At 65.2% G+C, this 23,451-nt stretch carries 22 protein-coding genes; 11 read left to right on the forward strand and 11 right to left on the reverse strand.

Going from position 1 to position 23,451, the window contains the following annotated elements; translation table 11 throughout:
• Window positions 1–89: 89 nt before the first annotated feature.
• The 10 genes from bioD to mnmA all read right to left on the reverse strand — a co-directional run bounded on the left by bioD (window position 90) and on the right by mnmA (window position 10,686).
• On the reverse strand, window positions 90–716 hold the full coding sequence (gene bioD / locus MOK15_RS10875; protein WP_242931624.1) for a dethiobiotin synthase: 627 nt from the start codon (window positions 714–716) through the stop codon (window positions 90–92).
• Window positions 713–1,837: an 8-amino-7-oxononanoate synthase gene (locus tag MOK15_RS10880; protein WP_242931625.1), complete on the reverse strand. Its 1,125-nt coding sequence runs from the start codon at window positions 1,835–1,837 to the stop codon at window positions 713–715. Before MOK15_RS10880 ends, bioD begins: the two co-directional genes overlap by 4 nt.
• Window positions 1,838–2,005: 168 nt before the next feature.
• A complete protein-coding gene (locus tag MOK15_RS10885) occupies window positions 2,006–2,686 on the reverse strand; it encodes a DUF2490 domain-containing protein (protein ID WP_242931626.1) in 681 nt (226 codons plus the stop codon).
• A gap of 320 nt (window positions 2,687–3,006) precedes the next feature.
• A complete protein-coding gene (locus MOK15_RS10890; protein ID WP_242931627.1) occupies window positions 3,007–5,130 on the reverse strand; it encodes a sodium-translocating pyrophosphatase in 2,124 nt (707 codons plus the stop codon).
• 461 nt (window positions 5,131–5,591) lie between these two features.
• Complete coding sequence (gene thiL / locus MOK15_RS10895; protein WP_242931628.1) at window positions 5,592–6,506, reverse strand: thiamine-phosphate kinase; 915 nt, start codon at window positions 6,504–6,506, stop codon at window positions 5,592–5,594.
• 112 nt (window positions 6,507–6,618) lie between these two features.
• Entirely contained in the window at window positions 6,619–7,065 is a 447-nt protein-coding gene (gene nusB, locus MOK15_RS10900) for a transcription antitermination factor NusB (RefSeq protein WP_242931629.1), read from the reverse strand.
• A gap of 85 nt (window positions 7,066–7,150) precedes the next feature.
• Window positions 7,151–8,440, reverse strand: coding sequence for a histidinol dehydrogenase (hisD, locus tag MOK15_RS10905; RefSeq protein WP_242931630.1), 1,290 nt, complete (start codon window positions 8,438–8,440; stop codon window positions 7,151–7,153).
• A 120-nt stretch (window positions 8,441–8,560) separates the two neighbouring features.
• On the reverse strand, window positions 8,561–9,223 hold the full coding sequence (hisG, locus tag MOK15_RS10910; RefSeq protein WP_242931631.1) for an ATP phosphoribosyltransferase: 663 nt from the start codon (window positions 9,221–9,223) through the stop codon (window positions 8,561–8,563).
• 93 nt (window positions 9,224–9,316) lie between these two features.
• Window positions 9,317–9,580 carry a hypothetical protein gene (locus tag MOK15_RS10915; protein ID WP_242931632.1) on the reverse strand — a complete coding sequence of 88 codons (264 nt, stop codon included), beginning with the start codon at window positions 9,578–9,580 and terminating at the stop codon, window positions 9,317–9,319.
• A complete protein-coding gene (gene mnmA, locus MOK15_RS10920) occupies window positions 9,580–10,686 on the reverse strand; it encodes a tRNA 2-thiouridine(34) synthase MnmA (protein WP_242931633.1) in 1,107 nt (368 codons plus the stop codon). The genes MOK15_RS10915 and mnmA overlap by 1 nt, the downstream gene beginning before the upstream one ends.
• A 158-nt stretch (window positions 10,687–10,844) precedes the next feature.
• Here mnmA and MOK15_RS10925 point away from each other — a divergent pair, with 158 nt between their 5' ends.
• The 6 genes from MOK15_RS10925 to MOK15_RS10950 all read left to right on the forward strand — a co-directional run bounded on the left by MOK15_RS10925 (window position 10,845) and on the right by MOK15_RS10950 (window position 18,186).
• On the forward strand, window positions 10,845–11,138 hold the full coding sequence (locus MOK15_RS10925; protein WP_242931634.1) for a hypothetical protein: 294 nt from the start codon (window positions 10,845–10,847) through the stop codon (window positions 11,136–11,138).
• Window positions 11,139–11,240: 102 nt separating this feature from the next.
• The gene (locus MOK15_RS10930; RefSeq protein ID WP_242931635.1) at window positions 11,241–11,540 is read left to right on the forward strand and encodes a DUF1153 domain-containing protein; all 300 of its coding nucleotides are present in this window, start codon (window positions 11,241–11,243) and stop codon (window positions 11,538–11,540) included.
• A gap of 223 nt (window positions 11,541–11,763) precedes the next feature.
• Complete coding sequence (locus tag MOK15_RS10935; protein WP_242931636.1) at window positions 11,764–12,018, forward strand: GlsB/YeaQ/YmgE family stress response membrane protein; 255 nt, start codon at window positions 11,764–11,766, stop codon at window positions 12,016–12,018.
• Window positions 12,019–12,374: 356 nt separating this feature from the next.
• On the forward strand, window positions 12,375–13,544 hold the full coding sequence (locus MOK15_RS10940; RefSeq protein WP_242931637.1) for an efflux RND transporter periplasmic adaptor subunit: 1,170 nt from the start codon (window positions 12,375–12,377) through the stop codon (window positions 13,542–13,544).
• A gap of 106 nt (window positions 13,545–13,650) precedes the next feature.
• Window positions 13,651–16,821 (forward strand): efflux RND transporter permease subunit, encoded by a 3,171-nt coding sequence (locus MOK15_RS10945; RefSeq protein ID WP_242931638.1) that lies wholly within the window; start codon window positions 13,651–13,653, stop codon window positions 16,819–16,821.
• Window positions 16,822–16,920: 99 nt separating this feature from the next.
• Complete coding sequence (locus MOK15_RS10950) at window positions 16,921–18,186, forward strand: DUF445 domain-containing protein (RefSeq protein WP_242931639.1); 1,266 nt, start codon at window positions 16,921–16,923, stop codon at window positions 18,184–18,186.
• Window positions 18,187–18,279: 93 nt separating this feature from the next.
• On the opposite strand, the gene MOK15_RS10955 is transcribed toward MOK15_RS10950, so the two are convergent.
• On the reverse strand, window positions 18,280–18,852 hold the full coding sequence (locus MOK15_RS10955) for a hypothetical protein (RefSeq protein ID WP_242931640.1): 573 nt from the start codon (window positions 18,850–18,852) through the stop codon (window positions 18,280–18,282).
• Between the two features lie 212 nt (window positions 18,853–19,064).
• On the opposite strand from MOK15_RS10955, the gene MOK15_RS10960 reads away from it, so the two are divergent.
• The 5 genes from MOK15_RS10960 (at window position 19,065) to ribB (ending at window position 23,446) form a co-directional block, all read left to right on the forward strand.
• Window positions 19,065–19,751, forward strand: a complete 687-nt coding sequence (locus MOK15_RS10960) for an energy transducer TonB (protein WP_242931641.1) — start codon at window positions 19,065–19,067, stop codon at window positions 19,749–19,751.
• Between the two features lie 107 nt (window positions 19,752–19,858).
• The gene (locus MOK15_RS10965) at window positions 19,859–20,392 is read left to right on the forward strand and encodes a hypothetical protein (protein WP_242931642.1); all 534 of its coding nucleotides are present in this window, start codon (window positions 19,859–19,861) and stop codon (window positions 20,390–20,392) included.
• A 5-nt stretch (window positions 20,393–20,397) separates the two neighbouring features.
• Window positions 20,398–21,381 carry a bifunctional diaminohydroxyphosphoribosylaminopyrimidine deaminase/5-amino-6-(5-phosphoribosylamino)uracil reductase RibD gene (ribD, locus tag MOK15_RS10970; RefSeq protein ID WP_278254142.1) on the forward strand — a complete coding sequence of 328 codons (984 nt, stop codon included), beginning with the start codon at window positions 20,398–20,400 and terminating at the stop codon, window positions 21,379–21,381.
• Between the two features lie 98 nt (window positions 21,382–21,479).
• Window positions 21,480–22,088, forward strand: a complete 609-nt coding sequence (locus MOK15_RS10975; protein WP_242931643.1) for a riboflavin synthase — start codon at window positions 21,480–21,482, stop codon at window positions 22,086–22,088.
• 74 nt (window positions 22,089–22,162) lie between these two features.
• Window positions 22,163–23,446 carry a 3,4-dihydroxy-2-butanone-4-phosphate synthase gene (gene ribB, locus MOK15_RS10980; protein ID WP_242931644.1) on the forward strand — a complete coding sequence of 428 codons (1,284 nt, stop codon included), beginning with the start codon at window positions 22,163–22,165 and terminating at the stop codon, window positions 23,444–23,446.
• Window positions 23,447–23,451 lie beyond the last annotated feature (5 nt).

Genomic DNA, 23,451 nt, shown 5'->3' on the forward strand with positions numbered 1-23,451 from the left:
TTGTGACAGGTCGGGCGGACTTTTGCCCGGCATGGGCGGGACTTGAACGCCGGAGCAACATCCTTGTCCATGTCGTTGGTCGAAAATTATCAGCGGTTGAAAGTATCGGAAAGTGCAATCTGCGCCGCAAAGGCCTGGGCGAGGCTGGCGGGGTCGAGCGGATCGAGCATCGGCAGGCGGCCGAGCGAGCGCACGCCAGCGATATGCGGGATGATCCGTTCATTCTCCTCATGCGGGTCGCCGATGAAGGCGATGCCGGCGATGGGGACGTTGCGGGCGCGGAGCGCTTCGATGCTGAGCAGGCTGTGGTTGATGGTGCCAAGGCCGGTGCGGGCGCAGAGGATCACCGGCTGCCCCCAATGGGCGAACAGGTCCGCCATCAGCAGGGTTTCGGTGACGGGGACGAGCACGCCCCCCGCCCCCTCCACCACCAGCGGCCCGTCGACCCGGGGCAAGGCCAGCCGGTCGAGACGGATATCCACCCCGCCGATCCGCGCTGCAAGATGGGGCGAGGCGGGCGTGGCGAGGCGATAGGCTTCGGGCAATATCCGTCCGGCAGGCAGGCCGGAAAGGGCGGCGACCGTTTCCTTGTCACCCTCCGGATCGACCCCGGCCTGGATCGGTTTCCAATAATGGGCGCCCAATGCCCCGGCCAGGCCGGCGGCGAAGACGGTCTTGCCGATGCCGGTGTCGGTGCCGGTGACGACGAGAATCACCGCACGACCCGGCGCAGTTCCTGCCCCAGCGCGGCGACATCGGCCCGGCTGGCGTTCAATGTCAGCGAGATGCGCAACCGGCTGGTGCCGGGCGGCACGGTCGGCGGACGGATGCCGCGCACGTCGAATCCCGCCTCCTGCAGCGCGGCGGCGGCGGCCATGGCGCGCGTGTCCGCTCCCAGGATGACCGGCAAAATCTGGCTGCGTGGAGAGGCGAGGCCGAGCGGCGCGCAGATCGCTTCGACAGCGTCCTGGCGCAGCGTCATCAACCGCTCGCGCAAGTCGCCCGCCCGCTCGATCCTGTCGATCGCAGCGGAGACGGCGACCGCCATCAACGGCGAAGGCGCGGTCGAGTAGATGAAGGCGCGGGCGCGGTTGATGAGATAGTCGACATGGATGCGCGGCCCACAGATCAGCGCGCCCTCCGCCCCCATCGCCTTGCCGCAGGTATGGAGGGTGATGACATTATGGAGGCCCTCAAGACCCGCCGACAGTCCGCGTCCGCCAGGTCCGAAGACGCCGGTGCCATGCGCCTCGTCCAGCAGCAGCATCGCGTCATGGCTGGCGGCGAGCTTGGCGAGGTCGGCAATCGGCGCCATGTCGCCGTCCATCGAATAGAGCGTTTCGACCGCGATCCAGATGCGGCCCTTGCCCCCTTCGGCGCGGAAAGCGGCGATCAGGTCGGCGAAGCTCTGCACGTCATTATGCGCAGCAAAGACGGCGGCCGCCTTGGACATGCGGATACCGTCATGGGCGCTGGCGTGGATCAGCGCGTCCGCGACGATCAGGTCGCCACGCTGCGGCAGGGTGGAAAACAGCGCGAGGTTGCCGATGAAGCCGTTGGCGACGAACAGCGCCGCCTGGGTGCGGAAGAAGTCGGCGGCCTTCGCCTCCAGTCCCTCATGCTCAGGCGCATTGCCGCGCAGCAGGCGCGAACCGCCCGAACCGAGCGGCACGCCGCGCGCAACCGCATCCGCCACCGCCTGCGCGATCATCGGATCACCAGCCAGGCCCAGATAATCGTTGGAAGCAAAATCGCGGCCCGCGCGGGGCGCAAGATGACGCAGCCGCCCGCGCTGTTCCAGCGCGGCAAGCTGGGAACGGAAGGGTTCGACAGTCATGGCGTGGGCTATAGGCCCGCCCGGCGGGAGCGGCAAGCACGCCCTTAACTTCGCACATTTCCCGCATAATTTGTCATTATCTTGCCGATGTTGGAAATTATGTGACAAATTCCATTTGCATTGGTTCGGTCAGCATAATGCGTCCATCCCCAATAGGACAGCGCCCGCTCAGAAGCTCAAGCTCAACGAGAAGGACGCCACATTGTCATTGCTGTCGTCGGACTGCGGCCGGAAACCATGTTGGTGGAGATAGCCGATCTCCGCATTCACATTCTGTGCGATCGGAGTCGTGATAGCGATCAGGTTGCGCATCCGCTCCTCACCCTGGACGCGCTGGAAATTGGTCTTGTTGAGATCGAAGAAGCTTTCGTGGCTGAGCACCAGGGCGGTCTTGCCCCCTTCGTGGAAGGGAATGACCAGCTTCACATAAGGACGCAGGCGCCAGGCCGTGCCATCCACACCCTCACGCCAGCGCTGCTCCATCCGCATCCGGGCGCTGAGCATCGCCGGGCCGATCTTCACGATATTATCGAACGTCACCTGCTCGCGGCCGCGACGCTCCATCACGGTGAAATCGCCACCCTCATATTGCGGGTCATGGGTGTAGCCCGCCCAGATTGTCATCGTCCTGGACAGTTTGTAACCCAGCAGCGTGTTGGATTCGATTTCGTAGAGACCGTTGCGATCGTCGCTGAACCGGGCGACGATTTCCTGCGACAGACGCCAATGGTCGCTGAGCTTCACCGTCGCGCTGGCAGTGGTCCAAAGCTGCTCATCGTCGCTGGCCCGCGCGACACCCGGCAACGCGAACGCCGCCGCCAAGGGCAGAAGGGCAAAGGTCGAACGCATGGGCTGTCATCTCCACCGCCGGGAACTGGCTGCGCAGGCGCCACTATGGTCACCGAGTGACGATTCAATGACTATTTAATTTCATTTTGATGACAATATCTGTCCGGATCGTTTCCATCAGGCCGGGTTATGGTCCTTTAGAAAGGCGTCGAGCCTTTCGAGAAAATCGAGCCGGTCGGCTTCCCGCCTATGGTCGCGGCCCGCCAGCAGCCCCATAACGCGCTTCATCATCCCCCCTGGAAAAAGATCGACCCCGCCCTTGTGATAGGACGAGGCCGATCGCGCGTCACCTGAAATTGACTGTTACTCTCTGCCTTGCGTCAGCTCCCATGGGCCAGCGCGGCAAGCAGCAGCAACGCGACGATGTTGGTGATCTTTATCATCGGGTTGACCGCAGGCCCGGCGGTGTCCTTGTAAGGATCGCCCACGGTGTCGCCGGTGACCGCAGCCTTATGGGCTTCGCTGCCCTTGCCGCCATGATGGCCGTCCTCGATATATTTCTTCGCATTATCCCAGGCGCCGCCGCCCGAAGTCATCGAGATGGCGACGAACAGCCCCGAAACGATGACACCCAGCAGCAACGCGCCGAGCGCCGCAAAGCCATTGTCGATGCCGGCGACTGCCGCGATCACGAAATATACCAGGATCGGCGCCAGCACCGGCAGCAGGCTGGGGACGATCATCTCCTTGATGGCCGCCTTTGTGACCAGATCGACCGTGCGGGCATAGTCGGGGCGCGACGTCCCTTCCATGATGCCCTTGTTGGTGGCGAACTGGTCGCGCACATCCTTCACCACGTCACCCGCCGCGCGGCCGACCGCGGTCATCCCCATCGCGCCGAACAGATAGGGCAGCAGCGCGCCCAGCAGCAGGCCGACGATGACATAGGGGTTGGACAGGCTGAAATCGACCGGCGCGGTCAGACCCAGGGCCGAATTGTAGAATTTCAGATCCTCCGTATAGGCGCCGAACAGCACCAGCGCGGCAAGCCCGGCCGATCCGATGGCATATCCCTTCGTCACTGCCTTGGTCGTGTTGCCCACGGCGTCGAGCGCGTCGGTCTTGACCCGCACGCTGTCCTCCATATGCGCCATTTCCGCGATGCCGCCGGCATTGTCGGTGACGGGGCCATAGGCATCCAGCGCCACCACCATGCCGGCGAGCGCCAGCATCGCCGTCGCGGCGAAAGCGATGCCGATCAGGCCGGCGAGCTGATAGGCGACGATGATGCCGACCACGATGACCAGGGTCGGCAGGGCAGTCGATTCCAGACTGATCGCCAGCCCCTGGATGACATTGGTGCCATGACCGGTTTCCGATGCCTTGGCGATGGAGCGAACCGGACGGTAGTTGGTGCCAGTATAATATTCGGTGATGACCACCAGCAGGCCGGTGACGGCCAGACCGACCATCATCGACCAGAAGAGCGCCATGCCGGTATAGCCCCCCATCCCGTCAAGGTCGGCGCCGAAGACCGCGTTCATGTTACCCAGCACCTGCCAGGTCACATAATAGATGGCGGGGATGGACAGGATCGCCGTGGTCCAGAAACCCTTGTAAAGCGCACCCATGATCGACTGGCTGGCGCCCAGGCGCACCATATAGGTGCCGATGATCGACGTGATGATGCACACACCGCCAACGATCAGGGGCAGGGCCATGAGCCGAAGCAGGAAGGCGTTGCCAACACCGCTGACCAGCAGCGCGGTCAGCACCATGGTCGCGCCGACGGTGACGACATAGGTTTCGAACAGATCGGCGGCCATGCCGGCGCAGTCGCCCACATTGTCACCCACATTGTCGGCGATGACGGCGGGGTTGCGTGGGTCGTCCTCCGGAATACCGGCCTCGACCTTCCCCACCAGGTCCGCGCCGACATCGGCCGCCTTGGTGAAGATACCGCCGCCAAGCCGCGCGAAGATGGAGATCAGGGACGCGCCGAAGGCCAGCGCCACCAGAGAGTCGATCACCAGCCGATCGTCGGGCGCATGGCCGGCAGGGCCGGTCAGATACCAGAAGAAGGTGCTGATCGCGAGCAAGGCGAGGCCCGCCACCAACATGCCGGTGATCGCGCCCGCGCGGAAGGCGACGGTGAGGCCGCTCTGCAATGTGCCACGCGCGGCTTCGGCGGTACGGACATTGGCGCGCACCGAAATGTTCATGCCGATAAACCCTGCCGCCCCCGACAGGATCGCACCGATCAGGAATCCGACCGCGGAGGTCAGACCCAGGAACAGGAAGACCAGCACCGCGACGACCACGCCAACGATGGCGATCGTCGTATATTGGCGGCCGAGATAGGCCTTCGCCCCTTCCTGGATCGCACCGGCGATCGCCTGCATCGTCTCATTGCCCGGCGACGCGGCCAATACCTGACGACTGGTGAACAGCCCATAGAGCACGGCCAGCAGGCCGCACCCTATAGCGATATAAACTATCTCCATGCTTGATCCTCTCCCCCTGTTGTTGCTGTCATCGGCCGCTCCGCAGGGAATGACGGGCAGGCGAAGGGCGCAAACACGGGCGGCCGGAAAGCAATGATCCGGCATCGGGCACCGCGTCAATCAGCAACAGGGGGTCACGCATCCAGGCGCTCCAACCGGCTGAGAATAGGGTAGGAAGAAGCTACAGGCCGGACGACGCGCGTCAAGATGGGCCGGGAAGGATGTGGATCGAGCCGGAAGCGAAGAGCCTAATGGCCCGATTCCGGCATTTGCATTCCCTCGCCTCATGCGCCGGGGCAAATGTCACATTCGTTCCCCTAGGGCCAATCGACATTCAGATGATGGCGTGGCGAAAATGGTGGATTTTCGTGACCCGGAGCGGAGCGTACTAAAAGTACGTGAGCACCGGAAGCGCGGAAAGCCGCCATTTGCAGCCCGTCAGGGCTGAATGTCGATCGGTCCTAGCCATGTTCCCAGCCGAGCCGGTCGGGCAGCGGGACCGTGGCGCCGTCGATCAGCAGGGTAAGGCCCGATCCCGCCGCGACATCCCCTATCGGAATCGCGCGGATCGGCGGCGGCACCGCGCGCGGCAGGGTGAAGAGCAGTTCATAGTCGTCGCCCGCCCGCGCGGCGGCGATCTGGACGGCGGTGCTGGCGCCGCGCACCTTCTCCAGCGCCGGGGAGAGCGGGATATGGTCGATGGTGATGGCGACGCCGCTTGCCTGCGCCATGCGCGAAGCGTCGATCAGCAGGCCGTCGGACACATCCATCATCGCCGTGGCGAAGGGAGCGAGCAGCGTTCCTTCGGCCAGGCGCGGGCGCGGGCGACGATAGGCGTCGACCAGCGGACCGATCGCGGCCGGATCGGCGCGGGCGAGGTCCAGGCCAATGCCGGCGTCGCCTACCGGACCGGTGACGTAGAGCCGGTCGCCCGGTCGCGCGCCGGTGCGGGTGGGAACGGCGCCCGTCGCTTCGCCGATGGCGGTCAGGCTGTAGCTGCGCGGCGCGCCGTCCGGCATCTTCACCGTGTCACCGCCCAGCAGCGGCATGGCATGGCGGTCGAGCGCGTCGCCCAGGCCGGCGATGAAGGCTTCGTCCCAGGCATGGTCGCCCGACAGCGCATAGTTGAGCAGACAGCCGACCGGCCTGGCGCCCTTGGCGGCGAGATCGGACAGGTTCACCGCCGCCAGCTTCCAGCCGATGTCGGCGGGCGGATCGGAAGCGAGATAGTGGACGCCCTCCACCATCGTGTCGCTGGTGAGGATGAGGCGGCTGTTCCCGACCGGCAGGATGGCGACATCGTCCACCAGCCCCTGCGCGGCGGGATCATGGGCGAGCAGGCGAAGCAGGGTGAGGAATCGGGATTCGGCGGACATAGGGATAACCGTCATGCTGATCTTGATTCAGCATCCATGAGCACAAGCGCTAATGGCCATGCGAGCGTAGAGCCAATGGACCCTGAAACAAGTTCAGGGTGACGAAATTGCTTTATTTCCGCACATCCTTCGACACGCTGTCGAGCAGGCCGTTGACGAAGCCCGCCTCGCGTTTGTCGTAAAAGGCGTGGGCGACGTCGACATATTCGCTGATGACGGTGCCGGTGCCGACATCCTGGCGGGCGAGCAGTTCATAGGCGCCCGCGCGCAAGATCTGGCGCATCGGCTTGTCGAGACGGTCGAGGCTCCAGCCGCTCGACAGGCGGGCGGAAATGATCGCGTCAATCTCGTCCCGCCGCTTGTCCACGCCGATCACGATGTCATCGAAGAAAGGCTCCTCCGCCTGGGCGTAGGTCACATCCTCGATCGTGGCGCCCAGACGATGCTGGTGGAATTCGTGCAGGAGGGCGGCGATCGGCGTGCCCTCCATTTCGAGCTGGTAGAGCGCCTGGACGGCGGCGAGCCGCGCGGCGGAGCGGGATTTGGAGCGGTCGTTCATGGGTTGCCCCCTACTCCGTTCGGTTCGAGCTTGTCGAGAACCCTGCGCAATGTTCTCGACAAGCTCGAACCGAACGGCTGTTGTGTCAAGAGAGGCGCAACGCCACGGACGCCGCGTGCGCGGGCAGCCCCTCCGCTTCCGCCAGCGCGACGGCGGCAGGGCCGATCGCGCCGATGGCTTTGGCATCGAGGCTGAGGAAGCTGGTGCGCTTCATGAAGTCGAGTACCGACAAGCCGGAGGAGAAACGCGCGCGGCGGCCGGTGGGGAGGACATGGTTCGGCCCCGCGACATAGTCACCCACCGCTTCGGGCGTCATGCGGCCGAGGAAGACCGAGCCGGCATGACGGACCTGCGTGAAATAATGATCGGGATCGTCCACCGCCAGTTCCAGATGCTCCGGCGCGAGGCGATCGACCAAAGGCATGGCTTCGTCCAGGTCGCGGACCAGAATGATCGCGCCATTGGCGTCCCAGCTCGCGCGTGCGACCTTTTCCGTCGCAAGCTGGCCAAGGCGGCCCTCGACCGCCTTCCCGACCGCAGCCGCAAAGGCGGCATCGTTGGTGAAGAGGATCGACTGGCTGGTTGGATCATGTTCCGATTGGCTGAGCAGATCGGCGGCGATCCAGTCGGGATCATTCTTTCCGTCAGCGACGACGACGATCTCGGACGGGCCAGCGACCATGTCGATGCCGACCACGCCGTAAAGCTGGCGCTTGGCTTCGGCGACCCAGGCGTTGCCGGGGCCGGTGATAACATCGACCGGCCTGATCCGGTCCGTGCCATAGGCGAGCGCGGCCACGGCCTGCGCCCCGCCGACACGCCAGATTTCCTCGATCCCGGCGATCTGCGCGGCGGCCAGGACAAGCGGGTTGATCTCACCGCCCGGCGTGGGCGTCACCATGGCGATGCGCCGCACACCCGCGACCTTGGCGGGGATGACGTTCATCAGCAGAGAGCTGGGATAGGCGGCCCGCCCGCCCGGCACATAAAGGCCTGCGGCATCGACCGCGCTCCAGCGCGCACCGAGGCGGACGCCTGCGCCATCAATGCCGTCACTGTCCTGCGGCTTCTGTTTCTCGTGATAGGTGGTGATCCGCGCGGCAGCGAGTTCGAGCGCGTCGCGCAATTCCGTCGAGAGGCCGTCCAGCGCCGCGCGGCACTGCGCCGGCTCTACCGCCCAGCCGCTGACGTCGAGGTCATGGCGGTCGAAGCGCTGGGTGTAATCGGCGAGCGCGGCATCCCCCTCCGCGCGGACGCGCTTGAGGATGGCGGTCACGTCACGCGACACATCCTCGTCCGCCTCGCGCCGGGCATCGACCAGAGTGGTGAAGGCGGACGCGAAATCGGCGTCGGTGGTGGACAGGTGGAAGGTCATGCGCGCATTTTCTCTTTTACCGTCATCCCCGCGGAGGCGGGGATCCATCTCCGGAACGTTGCGCGTGGTGCACGGTTGGGAGATGGGTTCCCGCCTTCGCGGGAATGACGAAAGGGGAGGCTAAGCAGCATCCTTCACCCCCACGGCAGTGCGGAAGGCTTCCACCAGCGGCGACAATTCGGCCGAGCGCATCTTGTAGGCGGCGCGGTTGACGATCAGGCGCGCCGACACCTGCGTGATGATGTTCGTTTCCACCAGCCCATTGGCCTTGAGCGTCGCGCCCGAGGAAACGAGATCGACGATGCGGCGCGACAGGCCGAGCGAAGGAGCCAGTTCCATTGCGCCGTTCAATTTCACGCATTCGGCCTGCAGCCCGCGTGCTTCATAATAGCGGCGGGTGAGGTGCGGATATTTGGTGGCGACGCGGACATGGCTCATCGCCCTTTCATCCTCATCGGCCGCGTCGACCGGCTCGGCGACCGACAGGCGGCAATGGCCGATGTCGAGGTCTACCGGCGCGTACAGCTCGGAATAGCTGAACTCCTCCACCACGTCGGAGCCGACGATGCCGATCTGCGCCGCGCCATGGGCGACGAAGGTCGCGACGTCGAAGGCGCGCACGCGGATGATCGACACGTCGGGCCGGTTGGTGGCGAAGCGCAATGCCCGGCTTTTCTTGTCGTGAAAAGCCGCCTCCGGCTCGATACCGGCTTTGGCGAGCAGGGGCAGCGCCTCATCGAGGATGCGGCCCTTGGGGATGGCGAAGATAAGCGGGCGAGTCATGACGCGCGGGCCTTACGCGCGGGGGCGCGAAAGGGCAAGGTTTGGGGGTCGTCTTATCTCCTCCCCTTCAGAGAAGGGGTTTAAGTATCAGGGTCAGCCAGCCGTTTGGATCACAAACACTTCTTTCAGAGATTCCAATGGTTCATCGTCGTGCAGCCAATATGATTTGGCCCCAAATTCGGCTTCGAACTGATAAATATGGCAACTATCATATCGACTGTAGTGAACCTTCCGAAGCCTCAGGATTTGGCCCGCCCGGAAAGGAATTTGATCAGCCGGCGTGGCAACCTCCCGGGTCACCAGATAGAGCGCTCCCGGTTTCAGAGCCGCCTCTCGGTCATCCCAATCCGGCGACATTAGGCCGCCTCTGCCATCGCAGCCTCAGTCTGCGCGATCCAGCCGCCGCCCAGCACGCGGTCGCCCGCGTAAAGCACCGCCGCCTGCCCCGGCGCGACGCCATATTCGGGGGCGTCGAAAATCAGGCGATCGCCGTCCAATCTTGCGGGCACGGGCTTCGCCATCGAACGCACCTTCGCCGTCAAAGGCCCCGCAAAGTCGCCGCCCAGCCAGTTGATGTCGCTCAAGCGCGCGCCCGACACGGCGAGCGCCGCCTTCGGGCCGACGATCACGCGGCGGCTCTCCGCATCCAGCCGCACGACATAGAGCGGGTCGGGCTGGCCGCCGATTTCCAGTCCCTTGCGCTGGCCGACGGTGAAATGGATCATCCCCTTGTGGCGGCCGAGCACCCGGCCATCGATATGGACGATGTCGCCACCTTCATCCGCGTCGGGGCGCAGCTTGCGCACGATCTTCGCATAGTCGCCGTCGGGGACGAAGCAGATGTCCTGGCTGTCGGGCTTGAGCGCCACCGACAGGCCCAGTTCGGCCGCAATCTCGCGCACCTGCGGCTTGAGCAGGCCGCCCAGGGGGAAGCGCAGATAGTCGAGCTGCGCCTGAGTCGTGGCGAAGAGGAAATAGCTCTGGTCGCGCGCGGGATCGGCGGCGCGATGCAGTTCGGCGCCCGCCGCGCCTTCGACCCGCTGGACATAATGGCCGGTGGCCAGACAGTCGGCGCCCAGATCGCGCGCGATCTGGAACAGGTCGGTGAACTTCACCCCCATATTGCACTTCACGCAGGGGATGGGCGTACGCCCGGCCATATATTCGTCGGCGAAGTCGGCGATCACGGAATCGCGGAACGCGCTTTCATAATCAAAGACATAATGGGCGATGCCGATGCGGTCGGCGACCGCGCGCGCATCGCGTATATCCTGCCCCGCACAGCAACTGCCGGTGCGGCCCACCGCTGCGCCATGATCGTAAAGCTGGAGGGTGACGCCGATCACTTCAGCGCCGGTCTTCGCGGCGAGCGCGGCGACGACGCTGCTGTCCACGCCGCCGGACATGGCGACGACGATGCGCCGCTGGTCGAGCGGCTCGGTAAGCTGAAACTGGGGCTGCATGGGCGCGCATATAGTGCAAGGGTCGCCCAATCGCAAAAGTTAACAAATTATGCGCGCCATGTTGCGATTTAGCGACCGGATGGACCCAATGACGCGACGAAACGTGCAGCGGATTTACCGTCGGTTATTCATTCGGCCCTAAATTCCCTTTCATGGATATGAGTTTCCTCCGGACCGGCGGGCTGAACCCCGCCAATGCCAGAGTCCCAGGCTGGCCGCGTGTGCCGGTCTGGCCGTTCCTGAGGGCCGCGACAGCGGCTGTGCAGGCGGCCAGTCCGACTGCGCTGGCCGTCGCGGGAATCCTGCGGGGGCAGGATTTGGGAAACGACTGGATACAGGAACTGGCCGATATTTTCGCGCCACGTTCCGGCGGCACGATCGATGCCGTTCGGCTTGCGGGCAGCTTCAACCCGTTGATCGCGAGCCGCCTAGCAGAGGGGCATGGAAGATGAAGCCAGTGTTTACCGTGGCGCTTTAGCCCTTGTTCAGGGCTGAGGAAGATAGGGCTTCATTGCTGAATTCGGCAACGCCAGAGCCGGAAATTGAGGGTAAGAATGATCGAGAACCAGAAAATCAGGCCCGCCCAGGTCGTAGGCCCGCTTGGGGAACCCCTGACCCTGGAGAGCCTGCCCCCCACCGACACGACCCGTTGGGTCGTGCGGCGCAAGGCGGAAGTGGTCGCGGCGGTCAATGGCGGCCTGCTGACCGTCGACGAAGCCTGCGCGCGCTATAATCTGACGCTGGAGGAATTTGCCGGCTGGCAACGCGCCGTCGATCGGTCCGGGATGCACGGGCTTCGCGTCACTCGCATCCAATATTATAAGTCCCTCTACGAACGGCAGCAGAAATACTGACGTCGCCCAAAGGGTGTTGGAAGACAAAGGGAGCCACCCATCGCGATGGGCGGCTCCCTTTGTCTATGCCCTGTCCAAGGCGGAATCCTGCCCGCCCGCCGGCGACAACATAAAGCCGCAATGGTTTCCATACCGAAAGCATTTTTCGTCTCATGGAACGCTATGCCTCTTCCTCCGTTGATACGACATCCAACCCGAAGGGGGTGTGGTCAAGGAGAGTAGCATGGGCATCATCTTGTGGCTTATCGTCGGCGGCATCATCGGCTGGCTCGCCAGCATGATTATGCGCACGGACGCGCAGCAGGGCATCCTGCTCAACATCGTGGTCGGCATCGTCGGCGCTTTCATCGGTGGCCTGATCTTCAGTGGCGGCTCGATCGGTAGCGGCCTGACGCTATACAGCTTCCTGGTATCGCTGGTCGGCGCCATCGTCCTGCTGGCGATCGTCAACCTGGTACGGCGCGGATCCATCCGCTAGGCCGCACCGACTGCCATTGAAAAGGCCGCGCCCGAAAAGCGCGGCCTTTTTCTTGCCCGGCGCAGGTCATCCACGCGCCGGATATTGAACCTGCAACGGCCCGCCGCTTCGGCGCATCGAAGCCCGCCAGGGTGCGCGCCTTTCCATCCTGCCCAATGCCTGACCGCCAAGCGATTCAGGCAATCTCATGCGTCGCCGGAACGAAGCTGGCGAACAGCCATCGCCTTTCCCCTACAGCCCCCTATAATATCGCTTTGCCCTTCTCCCTTGGCGCGTGATATTGGGGCTTGAGAGTGGTGCTATATTCATATAACACAGTGCTCAACAGGGCGAAGCGCCGGAGAGATGGAATCGGCATGAATTACGAAACCCAATTGGTGGGCGACCCGGCGGTCGTCATCGGCGATGACGAATCGCGCCGGGGCAGGAAACGACTGCTGATCGGCGGCGGCATCGCCGTCATACTGGTCGCGGTCGCGGCATGGATTTCCATGCGCGGCGGTCCTGCCGCCGCGCCGAGCGCAACAGCCCAGGTGCCGGTCGTAACCGTGGTCAGCCCTGGCCAGTCGACGGTCGCGCGCACGGTCAGCGCCACCGGATCACTCGCCGCGCGGGTCGATATGCCGGTCGGCGTAATCGGCGAAGGCGGCATGGTGACGCGCGTGCTGGTGCAACCGGGCGACTGGGTGCGTGCCGGTCAGGTGCTGGCGACGGTCGAACGGTCGGTCCAGACCGAGCAAATCCGCTCGCTCGCCGCGCAACTCGAAGTGCAGCGCGCCAACGCCAAGCTGGCCCAGGCGCAACTCGACCGCGCCAAGGCGCTGGTCGGTCGCGGTTTCATCAGCGCCGCCGACATCGACCAGCGCACGGCCACGCGCGATCAGGCCGAAGCGCAGGTGCGGGTAGCCGCGGCCCAGCTCGCCGAACAGCAGGCCCGCACCGGTCGGCTCGATATCCGCGCGCCTGCCGCAGGGCTGGTGCTGACCCGCACGGTCGAACCGGGCCAGATCGTCCAGGCCGGCGGCGGCGGCGTGCTGTTCCGCATGGCCAAGGATGGTGAGATGGAGATGCAGGCGCAGGTGGCCGAAGCCGACCTGGCGACGCTGCGCGCCAATAATGGCGCCACGATAACGCCGATCGGGAGCAAGGCGCAGTTCGCCGGTCGGGTCTGGCAGGTGTCGCCCGTGGTCGATCCGCAGACCCGCCAGGGCATCGCCCGCATCGCTGTTCCCTATAATCCGGCGATCCGGCCCGGCGGCTTTGCGTCGGCCATGATCACCAGCGGATCGGGCAGCGCGCCGTTGCTGCCGGAATCGGCGGTGCAGAACGACGCCAAGGGCAGCTATGTCTATATCGTCAACGCCAAGAACCAGGTCGAACGGCGCGACGTGACCGTCGGCCAGGTGTCCGACGCAGGCGTGGCGGTGACGGGCGGCATCACCGGTACGGAAAAGATCGTGACGTCGGCCGGCGCCTTCCTGGCGCCGGGGCAGAAGGTCAAGCCCGAGCTGATGAAGGCCGGCTGATGCGTGGCGCCGTCGTCAGGCGCCACGCCATGATTTCGCGCGCGAGCGATCGCGCGCCGCAGAGGATGAGGGGGACGCGAGGCGCGTCCGGCGAAGGAAGCCCGTCATGAATTTTCGCAATATTTCCGCATGGGCGATCCGCAATCCGGTCACGCCGCTGGTGTTGTTCGCCGCGCTGGTGTTGGCGGGCATCGTCAGCTTCATGCGGATGGACGTCAACAATAATCCGGACATCAGCTTCCCCGCCGTCAGCGTCATCGTCAGCCAGCCGGGCGCCGCGCCGACCGAACTGGAAACCCAGGTCACTCAACGGATCGAGGCCGCCGTGCGCGGCATCAGCGGCGTCGACGAAATCACCTCCTTCGCATCCGAAGGCCGGTCGCTGACCAATGTACAGTTCCAGATCGGCACACCGGTCGACCGCGCGGTCGCCGACGTCAAGAACGCCGTCGATCAGATCCGCAGCAACCTGCCTGAGGGCATTTTGGAACCGCAGGTCCAGCGTATCGACATCGATGGCGGGCCGATCGCCTATTTCAGCGCGGAAGCCACCGACATGACGTTGGAGGAACTGTCCTGGTATGTCGACAACACCGTGGCCAAGCGGCTGCTGTCGGTCAGCGGCATGGCGGCGGTCAACCGCGGCGGCGGCGTCAGCCGCGAAATCCGTGTCATCCTGGACCCCGCCAAGCTCCAGGCGCAGGGCATCACCGCCGCGCAGGTGAATGCGCAATTGCAGCAGGTGAACCTGAACGCCGCGGGCGGCCGCACCGAAATCGCCGGCGCCGAACAGTCGATCCGCGTGCTGGGCAACGCCCGCGACGCCCGCGAACTGGGCGCGACCCAGATCGCCATTTCCGGCGGACGTACCGTCAAGCTCACCGACATCGCCGACGTGCGCGACATGTTCGCCGAACAGCGCAGCCTCGCGCTGATGAACGGGCGGCAAGTCACCAGTTTCAGCATGGAAAAGGCCAAGGGATCATCCGACGTCACCGTCTATGACAACGCGATGAAAGTGCTGGACAAGCTGCAGAAAGAAAATCCCAAAGTCCAGTTCAAGCAGCTTTACACCAGCGTCGAATATACCAAGGAACAATATCATTCGGCCATGGCGGCAATGATCGAGGGCGCCGTGCTGGCGGTCGTCATCGTCTTCCTGTTCCTGCGCGACTGGCGCGCGACCATGATCTCCGCGCTGGCCATCCCGCTGTCGGCCATCCCATCCTTCTGGTTCATGGAGATGATGGGCTTCACGCTGAACGGCATCTCGCTGCTGGCGCTGAGCCTGGTGGCGGGCGTGCTGGTCGACGACGCGATCGTGGAGATCGAGAATATCGTGCGCCACATGCGCATGGGCAAGTCGGCCTATCAGGCGTCGATCGACGCGGCGGACGAGATTGGCCTGGCCGTGCTCGCCACCACCATGGCGATCGTCGCGGTGTTCCTGCCGGTCGCGCTGATGCCGGGCATTTCCGGGCAGTTCTTCATCCAGTTCGGCATGACCGTGGTCGTGTCGGTGTTGATGAGCCTGGCCGTGGCGCGTCTCATCACCCCGATGATCGCCGCCTATTTCCTGAAAGCCCATGGCGAGGAAAATCACGGCGAAGGCTGGATGATGGACCGCTATATGGACGTGCTGCACTGGTCGCTGGACGACCGCAAGGCCAAGGCGCGTAGCGCGCGCGGCGGCCTGCGCAACAAGACCGTCGGCTTCTTCATCGACCATCGCGTCTGGACCCTGGGCTTCGGCTTCCTGGCCTTCGCCGCCACCATCTGGGCCTTCTCCACCCTGCCCATGACCTTCCAGCCGACGACCAATACCGATTTCAGCCAGGTGAAGATCGAGACGGTGCCGGGTAGCACGCTGGCACAGACGACGGCAGTCACCCGCAAGGTCACAGCCATGCTGACCGCCGACACCGACGTGGTCGATGCGGCCTTCGCCGATATCGAGCCGACCAACGCCGACATCTTCCTGACGCTCAAGAAGAACCGGCCGATCAGCTCGGTCGACTGGGAGCGCAAGGTCGCGCCCCAGTTCCAGACCATCGCCGACGCGCGCGTCAATTTCCAGTCGCAGTCGGGCGGCGGCTTTGGCCGCGACATCATCATGATGTTCGGGTCGGACGATCCGGAACTGCTGGAAAAGACCGCCAATCAACTGGTCGCGGAAATGGCCCATATTCCCGAACTGCGCGCGCCCCGCGTGCAGGGCGACATGCAGCGGCCCGAAATCATCATAAAGCCGCGCCTGGACCTGGCCGCCAGCCTGGGCGTGACCACCGCCGCGCTCAGCCAGTCGATCCGCATCGCCACGATCGGCGACATCGACCAGAACAGCGCCAAATTCTCGCTGTCAGACCGCCAGATCCCGATCCGCGTGTCGATAGCGGAGAATAGCCGCAAGGATATCGCGACGATCGAGAATATGCCGGTTCCCACGGTGACGGGCGGATCGGTGCCGCTCAAGGTGGTGGCCGACATCAGCTTCGGCGCGGGACCGACGCAGATCCGCCGGTATAATCAGATCCGCCGTATCGTTGTGGGCGCGGACCTGGCGCCGGGCATCGTCACCAGCCAGGCCAATGCCAAGATCGATGCGCTGCCGCTGATGAAGGCGATCAACGAAGGCCGCATCCAGGGCGTGCAGAAGATCAACGCCGGTGACGCCAAATGGCAGGCGGAGATGCTCCAGAATTTCGTCATCGCCGTCTTTTCGGGCATCATGCTGGTGCTGGCGGTGCTGGTCCTGCTGTACAAGCGGATCATGCCGCCCTTCGTGAACCTGGGCTCGCTGCTGCTGGCGCCGCTGGGCGGCGCGCTGGCGCTGCACCTGACCGGCAACCCCATTTCCATGCCGGTGCTGATCGGCCTGCTGATGCTGCTGGGCATCGTCGCCAAGAACTCGATCCTGGTGATCGACTTCGCGCTGGAGGAAATGGAGAAGGGCGTGCCCAAGAAGGAGGCGATCGTCGACGCCGGCCACAAGCGCGCCCAGCCGATCGTCATGACCACCGTTGCGATGGTCGCGGGCATGGTGCCAACCGCGCTGGCCCTGTCGGGCGACGGCGCGTGGCGCGCGCCGATGGGCATCACCGTGATCGGCGGCCTGCTGCTGTCCACCCTGTTGACGCTGGTGATTGTGCCGGCGACCTTCAGCCTGGCGGTCGCGATCGAAAGCTGGGTAGGCCCGCGCCTGGGCCGGGGTCTGCTGACCTACAAGCCAGGCGACAATGGCATGGCGGTGCCGGGCCAGACGCATCCCGCAGAATGAGGCCGAAATGACATGGGGACCGGGGCGCCATCGATACCGGCGCTCCGGCAAAAAGATGTGCTTGCCTGAACGAAACGGCAGCGTAACCGTTGAACGGCCATGACGCTGCTTCGCCTGCCCCGGCCCAAGGATGCCTTCGCCCCGCACCCCGCGCGGCGGATGCGGCTGGTGGCGACGGGGATGCTGGTGGCGATGGCCGCCCTGTTCATCGCCGCGCGGGCCACCGTCCATCTCCATCCCGCCATCGGCTTCGTCCAGGCCTTTGCCGAGGCGGCCATGGTGGGTGGTCTGGCCGACTGGTTCGCGGTGACGGCGCTGTTTCGCCACCCACTGGGCCTGCCCATCCCCCATACCGCGATCATTCCGCGCAACAAGGACCGGATCGGTGACACGCTGGCGCTGTTCCTGCGCGACAATTTCCTGATCCCCGCCGTCGTGGCGCGGCGGATGCGGCATATGGATGTGGCGGGCGCGGCCGGGCGCTTTCTCGCCAGCCCGTCAGGTGGCGATGGGCGTCTGCGCGAAGGTGCATCGCGCCTGATCGCCGACATATTGGAGGCGCTGGACCGGGAACGACTGGGCGGCATGGTCAAGGGCGCGATCGGCCAGCGGCTGCGCGCGATCAACATCGGCCCGCTGATCGGCCAGGCGATCGAGGCGGCGATGCGCGACGGCCGCCACGCTCCGGTGATGGACGGCATCGTCCATTGGGCCGACCGCACATTGGAGGCGAATGAACATCTGATCCGCCAGATGGTGCAGGAGCGCGCGGGCAAGGTGCTGCGCTGGACCGGTCTGGACGAAAATCTGGCCAATGCGATCCTCAATGGCCTGCGCAAGTTGCTGTCCGACATGGCGGAAGACCCCGGCCACCCCCTGCGCCTCAAGGCCGAGGAAGGCATGGCGAAGCTGGCCTTCGACCTGCAGTTCGATCTGGAGACGCAGGCCAAGGTAGCGAAAATCCGCGACGAAATCGTCGACAATCCGGCGATGCAGCGCTGGATCGATGGCCTGTGGGAGCAGGCCCGCGCCGGACTGCTGCGCGCAGTGCGCGATCCGGGCAAGGCGATGGCAGGACGGCTGGGCGAGGCGCTGCGGCAACTGGGCGGTACATTGCAGCAGGAGGCGGGGCTGCGCCTGGTCATCAACCGCTTCGTGCGCCGGGCGGCGGTGGGCGCAACCGCAAGCTATGGCGATGCGATCGTCCGGCTGGTGAGCGACACGGTGCGCGGCTGGGATGCCGGCACCGTCACCAATCGCCTGGAAAATGCCGTCGGGCGCGACCTGCAATATATCCGCATCAACGGCACTCTGGTGGGCGGCCTGGTGGGCCTCGCCATCCACGCCATCGACACTTTCCTGTAACGGAAGGCCGGAGCGCGTCGGGCCAATCGACGCGCTCCGGCGGAACCGGCTGCACAGAGGAGAGAGAAGGCGGCCGGTCCCAGTCGAAAACGCTTAATCCTCGGGCCGCGGCCCTTCCCCACCCGGGGGCGGGGGTGGAGGCAGTTCGTCGGCGGTCAGCACGCCGTCGCCGTTGCGATCCTGATCGTCGAACATGGCGAGCGCGGGGGCGAGAAATTCCGCACGATCGATCTGGCCGTCGTCATTGCTGTCCTCGGGATAGGGCATCCCACGGCCGGGAGGCGGCGGGCCGCCCGCATCGGCATGATCGCCAGCAGGTGGACGCCCGCCCGATGGTCGCCCACCCGGCGCGGGGCCATCCGCGCCGCCCCGACCACCGCGTCCTCGATCGGGGCCACGCCGCTCATGCGCCGCACCGTCGGCGGAGGCTTGCGCGCGCTCATGGCCCAACATGCGCTGCATCGCCTGCACCGGCACCAGCCCGTCGCCATCCTGGTCCATCAATGCAAAGCGGCGCTCCATATAAGCGGTCATCTCCTCGCGCGTGATCCGGCCGTCATGGTCCGCATCCGCAGCCCAGGGACCGGCCGGACCGCCCGGCGGCTGCGCTGCGAGCGGCGCCGAAACCGCGGCCAGGGCGGGGAGAAGACAGTATCGCAAACGCATGGAATCTCCTGAAAGCATGGTCCTGTTTGCGACGGTGTCGCATCCCCGCTTTGCCCTCATATGTCCCGATGCAGCCCGAATGTTGCGGCCGGTCAAAATGAATGTTGCAACATATCATAAAATAATGTTGTATCATTGCATCGCGGATGCCGCTCCGGCGCAAGACCGGGGGGCGATCCAGCGAGAGGATGCGACCATAAAGGAGCCGGACGATGCGACTCGTGACAGCAGGAATGGCACAGGGACAGGCGGTATCCCGCTACGGCGCCGGACGGCGCTCTCCACTGGGGCTGGGTGGGACGATCGCGGTCCATGCGCTGATCGTCGGCGCCTTCCTCCTGATCCCCAAGGAAGTGATCGAGACTGTCTTCACGCCCAAGCCGCTGGATACGCGCAACATCCCCATTCCGCCCCCGCCCGATCCCATCGTGGAGAAGCAGGCCGACCCCAAGGTCCAGACCCAGCCGCGTCAGCAGCCGACTGTCACCGATCCGGTCGTCATTCTGCCGAAGGGCGATCCGCCCGTCACCGCCACGAAGGAGAGCGGAACGGCGGTCGGCCCCGGCCCCTCCATCATCGTGCCGCCCATCGACCCGCCCCGCGCGCCAGTGCTGACCGACGCCGCGATCGATCCGCGCGCGATGGGAACGTTCCAGCCGGACTATCCCGGCGCGATGATCCGCCAGGGCATGGAAGGCGCAGTCACGGTGCGCGTCACCATCAGTCCGGACGGCCGCGTCACGGATATAGAGAAACTGTCGGCCACCGACGAGAGTTTCTGGGCGGCGACCCAGCGCCATGCGCTGCGCAAATGGCGCTTCCGCCCGGCGACTCGCGACGGAATCGCAGTGACCAGCAGCAAGGTGCTGACCGTTCGCTTCACGCTGGCGGATCGGTGAGGAAAAATCCTACCTGCTGCGACTAACGCCACCTTCGGCGTCGCACGTCTCCCATCCCTTCCCATTCGCGGGAGGGGATGGGAACGATAGATTGTAAAGAGGATGTCATGGAGCATTTTGCATCCGCGATCATGCTGTCCTATAAGGGGCGCATGGCGATCTTTCCCCGTCCCGTTTCCCCCAAGAGCGCGCTTGGCGACTTCTGGGGCTATTTCCGACAGCAGCGGCAGCATAAATGGCCGCTGCTGGGCCTGTCGATCGCCCTGACCTGGGTGATCGTCTGGACCTTCATCATCGACGCCAACACCAACACGATGCCGACGCGCAACAAGATCATCTATGTCGAAAGCTGGGACGCGAACCGGTCCGACGCGGCGGTGATCCTGCAGCAGAAGATCGACTTCGCCAAGCGTGAAGCGGCGCTGCAGACGCAGCAGCATAAGATGCAGGGCTGGGCCGACGCCTTCGGCATCGAATGGCGCGAAGAGGAAGCCCGCAACACCGCCAGGCGCAAGGAAGCGGTGAAGCAGATCGACGCGCTGCTCGACAAGCGGCTGGCCAAGGCGGAGGCGACGGAAAAGACCGCGCCCCAAACCGGCAAAAATCCGGACGCACAACCGGCCGGAGCCGCCCAGCCCTGAGCAACATGGCTTCGCTCGCCGACGACAGGCGCTATATGACGGCCGCCATCGTCCTGTCGGGACGGGGGCGTGGCCTTTCCACCCCCAACCCCAATGTCGGCTGCCTGATCGTGCGCGACGGCCATGTCGTCGGGCGTGGCTGGACCCAGAAGGGCGGCCGCCCCCATGCCGAGGCGCAGGCGCTGGACCAGGCGATGGACCGGGCGCGCGGCGCAACCGCCTATGTCACGCTCGAACCCTGCTTCCACCTCAGCCCGCGCGGGCCGCGCTGCGCCGATCTGATGGCGCGCGCGGGTATCGGCCGCGTGGTGATCGCGCTGCGCGATCCCGATCCGCGCACCGATGGCCAGGGCGCGGCCTGGCTGCGCGACCGGGGCATCCCCGTCGAGATGGGGCTGATGGCGCAGGAAGCGGCACAGGCGATGGCCGGCTTCGTCCTGCGCCAGACGCTGGGGCGGCCGCATGTCACCTTGAAGCTGGGCCTCTCGCTCGACGGGCGCATCGCCTTGCGGGACGGGTCGAGCCGCTGGGTCACCGGGCCGGATGCGCGCGCCCATGCGCATATGGAGCGGGCGCGGCATGACGCCATATTGGTGGGCGGCGGCACGTTGCGCGCCGATGCGCCACGCCTCGACGTGCGGCTGCCGGGGCTGGAGGACCGTTCGCCGCGCCGGCTGCTGCTGACCCGCAGCGACGCACCCAGGGGCTGGGCGCGGATCGGTACGCCTGAGGAGATCGCCACGCTGGAGCGGGTCGACCATCTGCTGGTCGAAGGCGGCGCGGAAACCGCCGCCGCTTTCCTGCGCGCCGACCTGGTCGACCGGCTGCTGCTGTATCGCGCGCCGATCATCATCGGCGCGGGACTGGCCGGCATAGGCGATATCGGGCTGGATGAATTGGCGCAGGCGCATGGCCGCTGGCGGATGACCGACGATCGCCGCCTGGGTATCGACCGGCTGGAGGTTTACGAGCGGGTTCGGAACGCCTAGATCACGGGCAAATATCACAGCCGTTCGGGCTGAGCATTTTGGAAAGCGTGCCGCGCCTTCGCTCGAAACGAACGGATGTTTGTCAGGATTTCCATTGCATGTTCACCGGCATCATCACCGACATCGGCATCATCCGCTCGCACGAGCAGCGGGGCGACCTGCGCCTCGTCATCGGCTGCGCCTATGCGATGGAGGGCGTCGCGATCGGCGCGTCGATCGCTTGTTCGGGCGTGTGCCTGACGGTGGTGGACAAGGGTGACGACTGGTTCGCGGTCGATCTTTCGGCGGAAACGGTCGGCCGGACGGCGCAGGGCCATTGGACGCAGGGCCGCAGACTGAACCTGGAACGCGCGCTCAAGGTCGGCGACGAACTGGGCGGCCATATCGTCACCGGCCATGTCGACGAGATCGGCGAGATCGTCGCGCTGAACCGGGAGGGCGATTCGACGCGGGTGACGATCGCCGCCGGTCCCGCCATCGCGCCGCATGTCGCGACCAAGGGTTCGATCACGATGGAAGGCGTCTCGCTGACCGTGAACGAAGTCGTGGATGTGGCGGGTGGCGGCATCCAGTTCGGCGTCAACCTCATCCCCCATACGGCGGAGGTGACGACGCTGGGCGGGCTGGCGGTGGGGCACCCCGTCAATCTGGAGATCGACGTGCTCGCCCGCTATCTCGACCGGATGCAGAGCCTTCGCAACCGCTGAATGTGATTTCCTCTTGAAATAATCACATTCCAGTGTGATATCCCGCTCCGTCCCCGTCAGGGAAGGAGTATATCATGTCGTCCGCGCTTCTCGATACCGTTCGCAGCCTCGTCACCGACGGCGGCATGTCCCGATCCGGCCTGGCGCGGGCCGCCGGTTTGCACGCCAACAGCCTGCGCAAGCTGGGCGAAGCGGACTGGAACCCCACCGCCGAAACGCTGGGCAAGCTGGAAACCTATCTGTTGAAGCGCGAGGGCGGCACCGCGCTCGCCTCGCCCGAAGAGATCATCAACGAAGCCCGCAACGGCCGCATGTTCATCCTGGTCGATGACGAGGATCGCGAGAATGAGGGCGATCTGGTCATCCCGGCGCAGATGGCGACCCCCGACGCGATCAATTTCATGGCGACCCATGGCCGCGGCCTGATCTGCCTGGCGCTGAGCAAGGACCGGGTCGACCAGTTGGGCCTGGACCTGATGAGCCGCAACAACGGCACCCGCCACGAAACCGCCTTCACCGTATCGATCGAAGCGCGCGAGGGCGTCACCACCGGCATCAGCGCCGCCGACCGCGCACGCACCGTGTCGGTGGCGATCGACGGGGCGAAGGGCAGGGCCGACATCGTGACGCCGGGCCATGTCTTCCCCCTGATCGCGAAGGATGGCGGCGTGCTGGTGCGCACCGGCCATACCGAAGCGGCGGTCGACGTCGCACGGCTGGCCGGCCTCAACCCGTCGGGCGTCATCTGCGAGGTAATGAAGGATGACGGCACGATGGCGCGCCTCGACGACCTCATCATCTTTGCGCAGAAGCACAAGCTGAAGATCGGCACGATCCGCGACCTGATCGCCTATCGCCGCCGCCATGACCATATGGTCGAGCGCCGGTCCGAAACGACGTTCCAGAGCCAATGGGGCGGCGACTGGAAAGCGATCAGCTTCTACAACAAGGCGACCCAGAGCGAGCAGCTCGTGCTGCAAAAGGGCCATGTCGCTCCCGACCAGCCGACCATGGTGCGTATGCATCAACTCTCGCTGCTCGACGATGTCTATGGCGCGGAAGGATCGCGCGCCGGGCTGCTGGCAAAGTCGATGGAGATTATCGGCCGCGAAGGTTCGGGATTGATCGTGATCCTGACCGGCAATGAGGACGGGGATTTCGTCAGCCGCTGCGTCCAGGCGCATAGCGGCCAGGTGCCGGCCGGGATGGACGAACTGCGCAACTATGGCGTGGGCGCGCAACTGCTCGCCGAACTGGGCGTGCATGACATGATCCTGCTCAGCAACAGCCAGCACAGCCTGATCGCGCTTGACGGCTATGACCTGTCCGTGGTTGGGCAACGCCCGATCGAGCTGTAAGGAAC

It is taken from the genome of Sphingobium sp. BYY-5, assembly GCF_022758885.1.
Classification (GTDB): Bacteria; Pseudomonadota; Alphaproteobacteria; order Sphingomonadales; family Sphingomonadaceae; genus Sphingobium.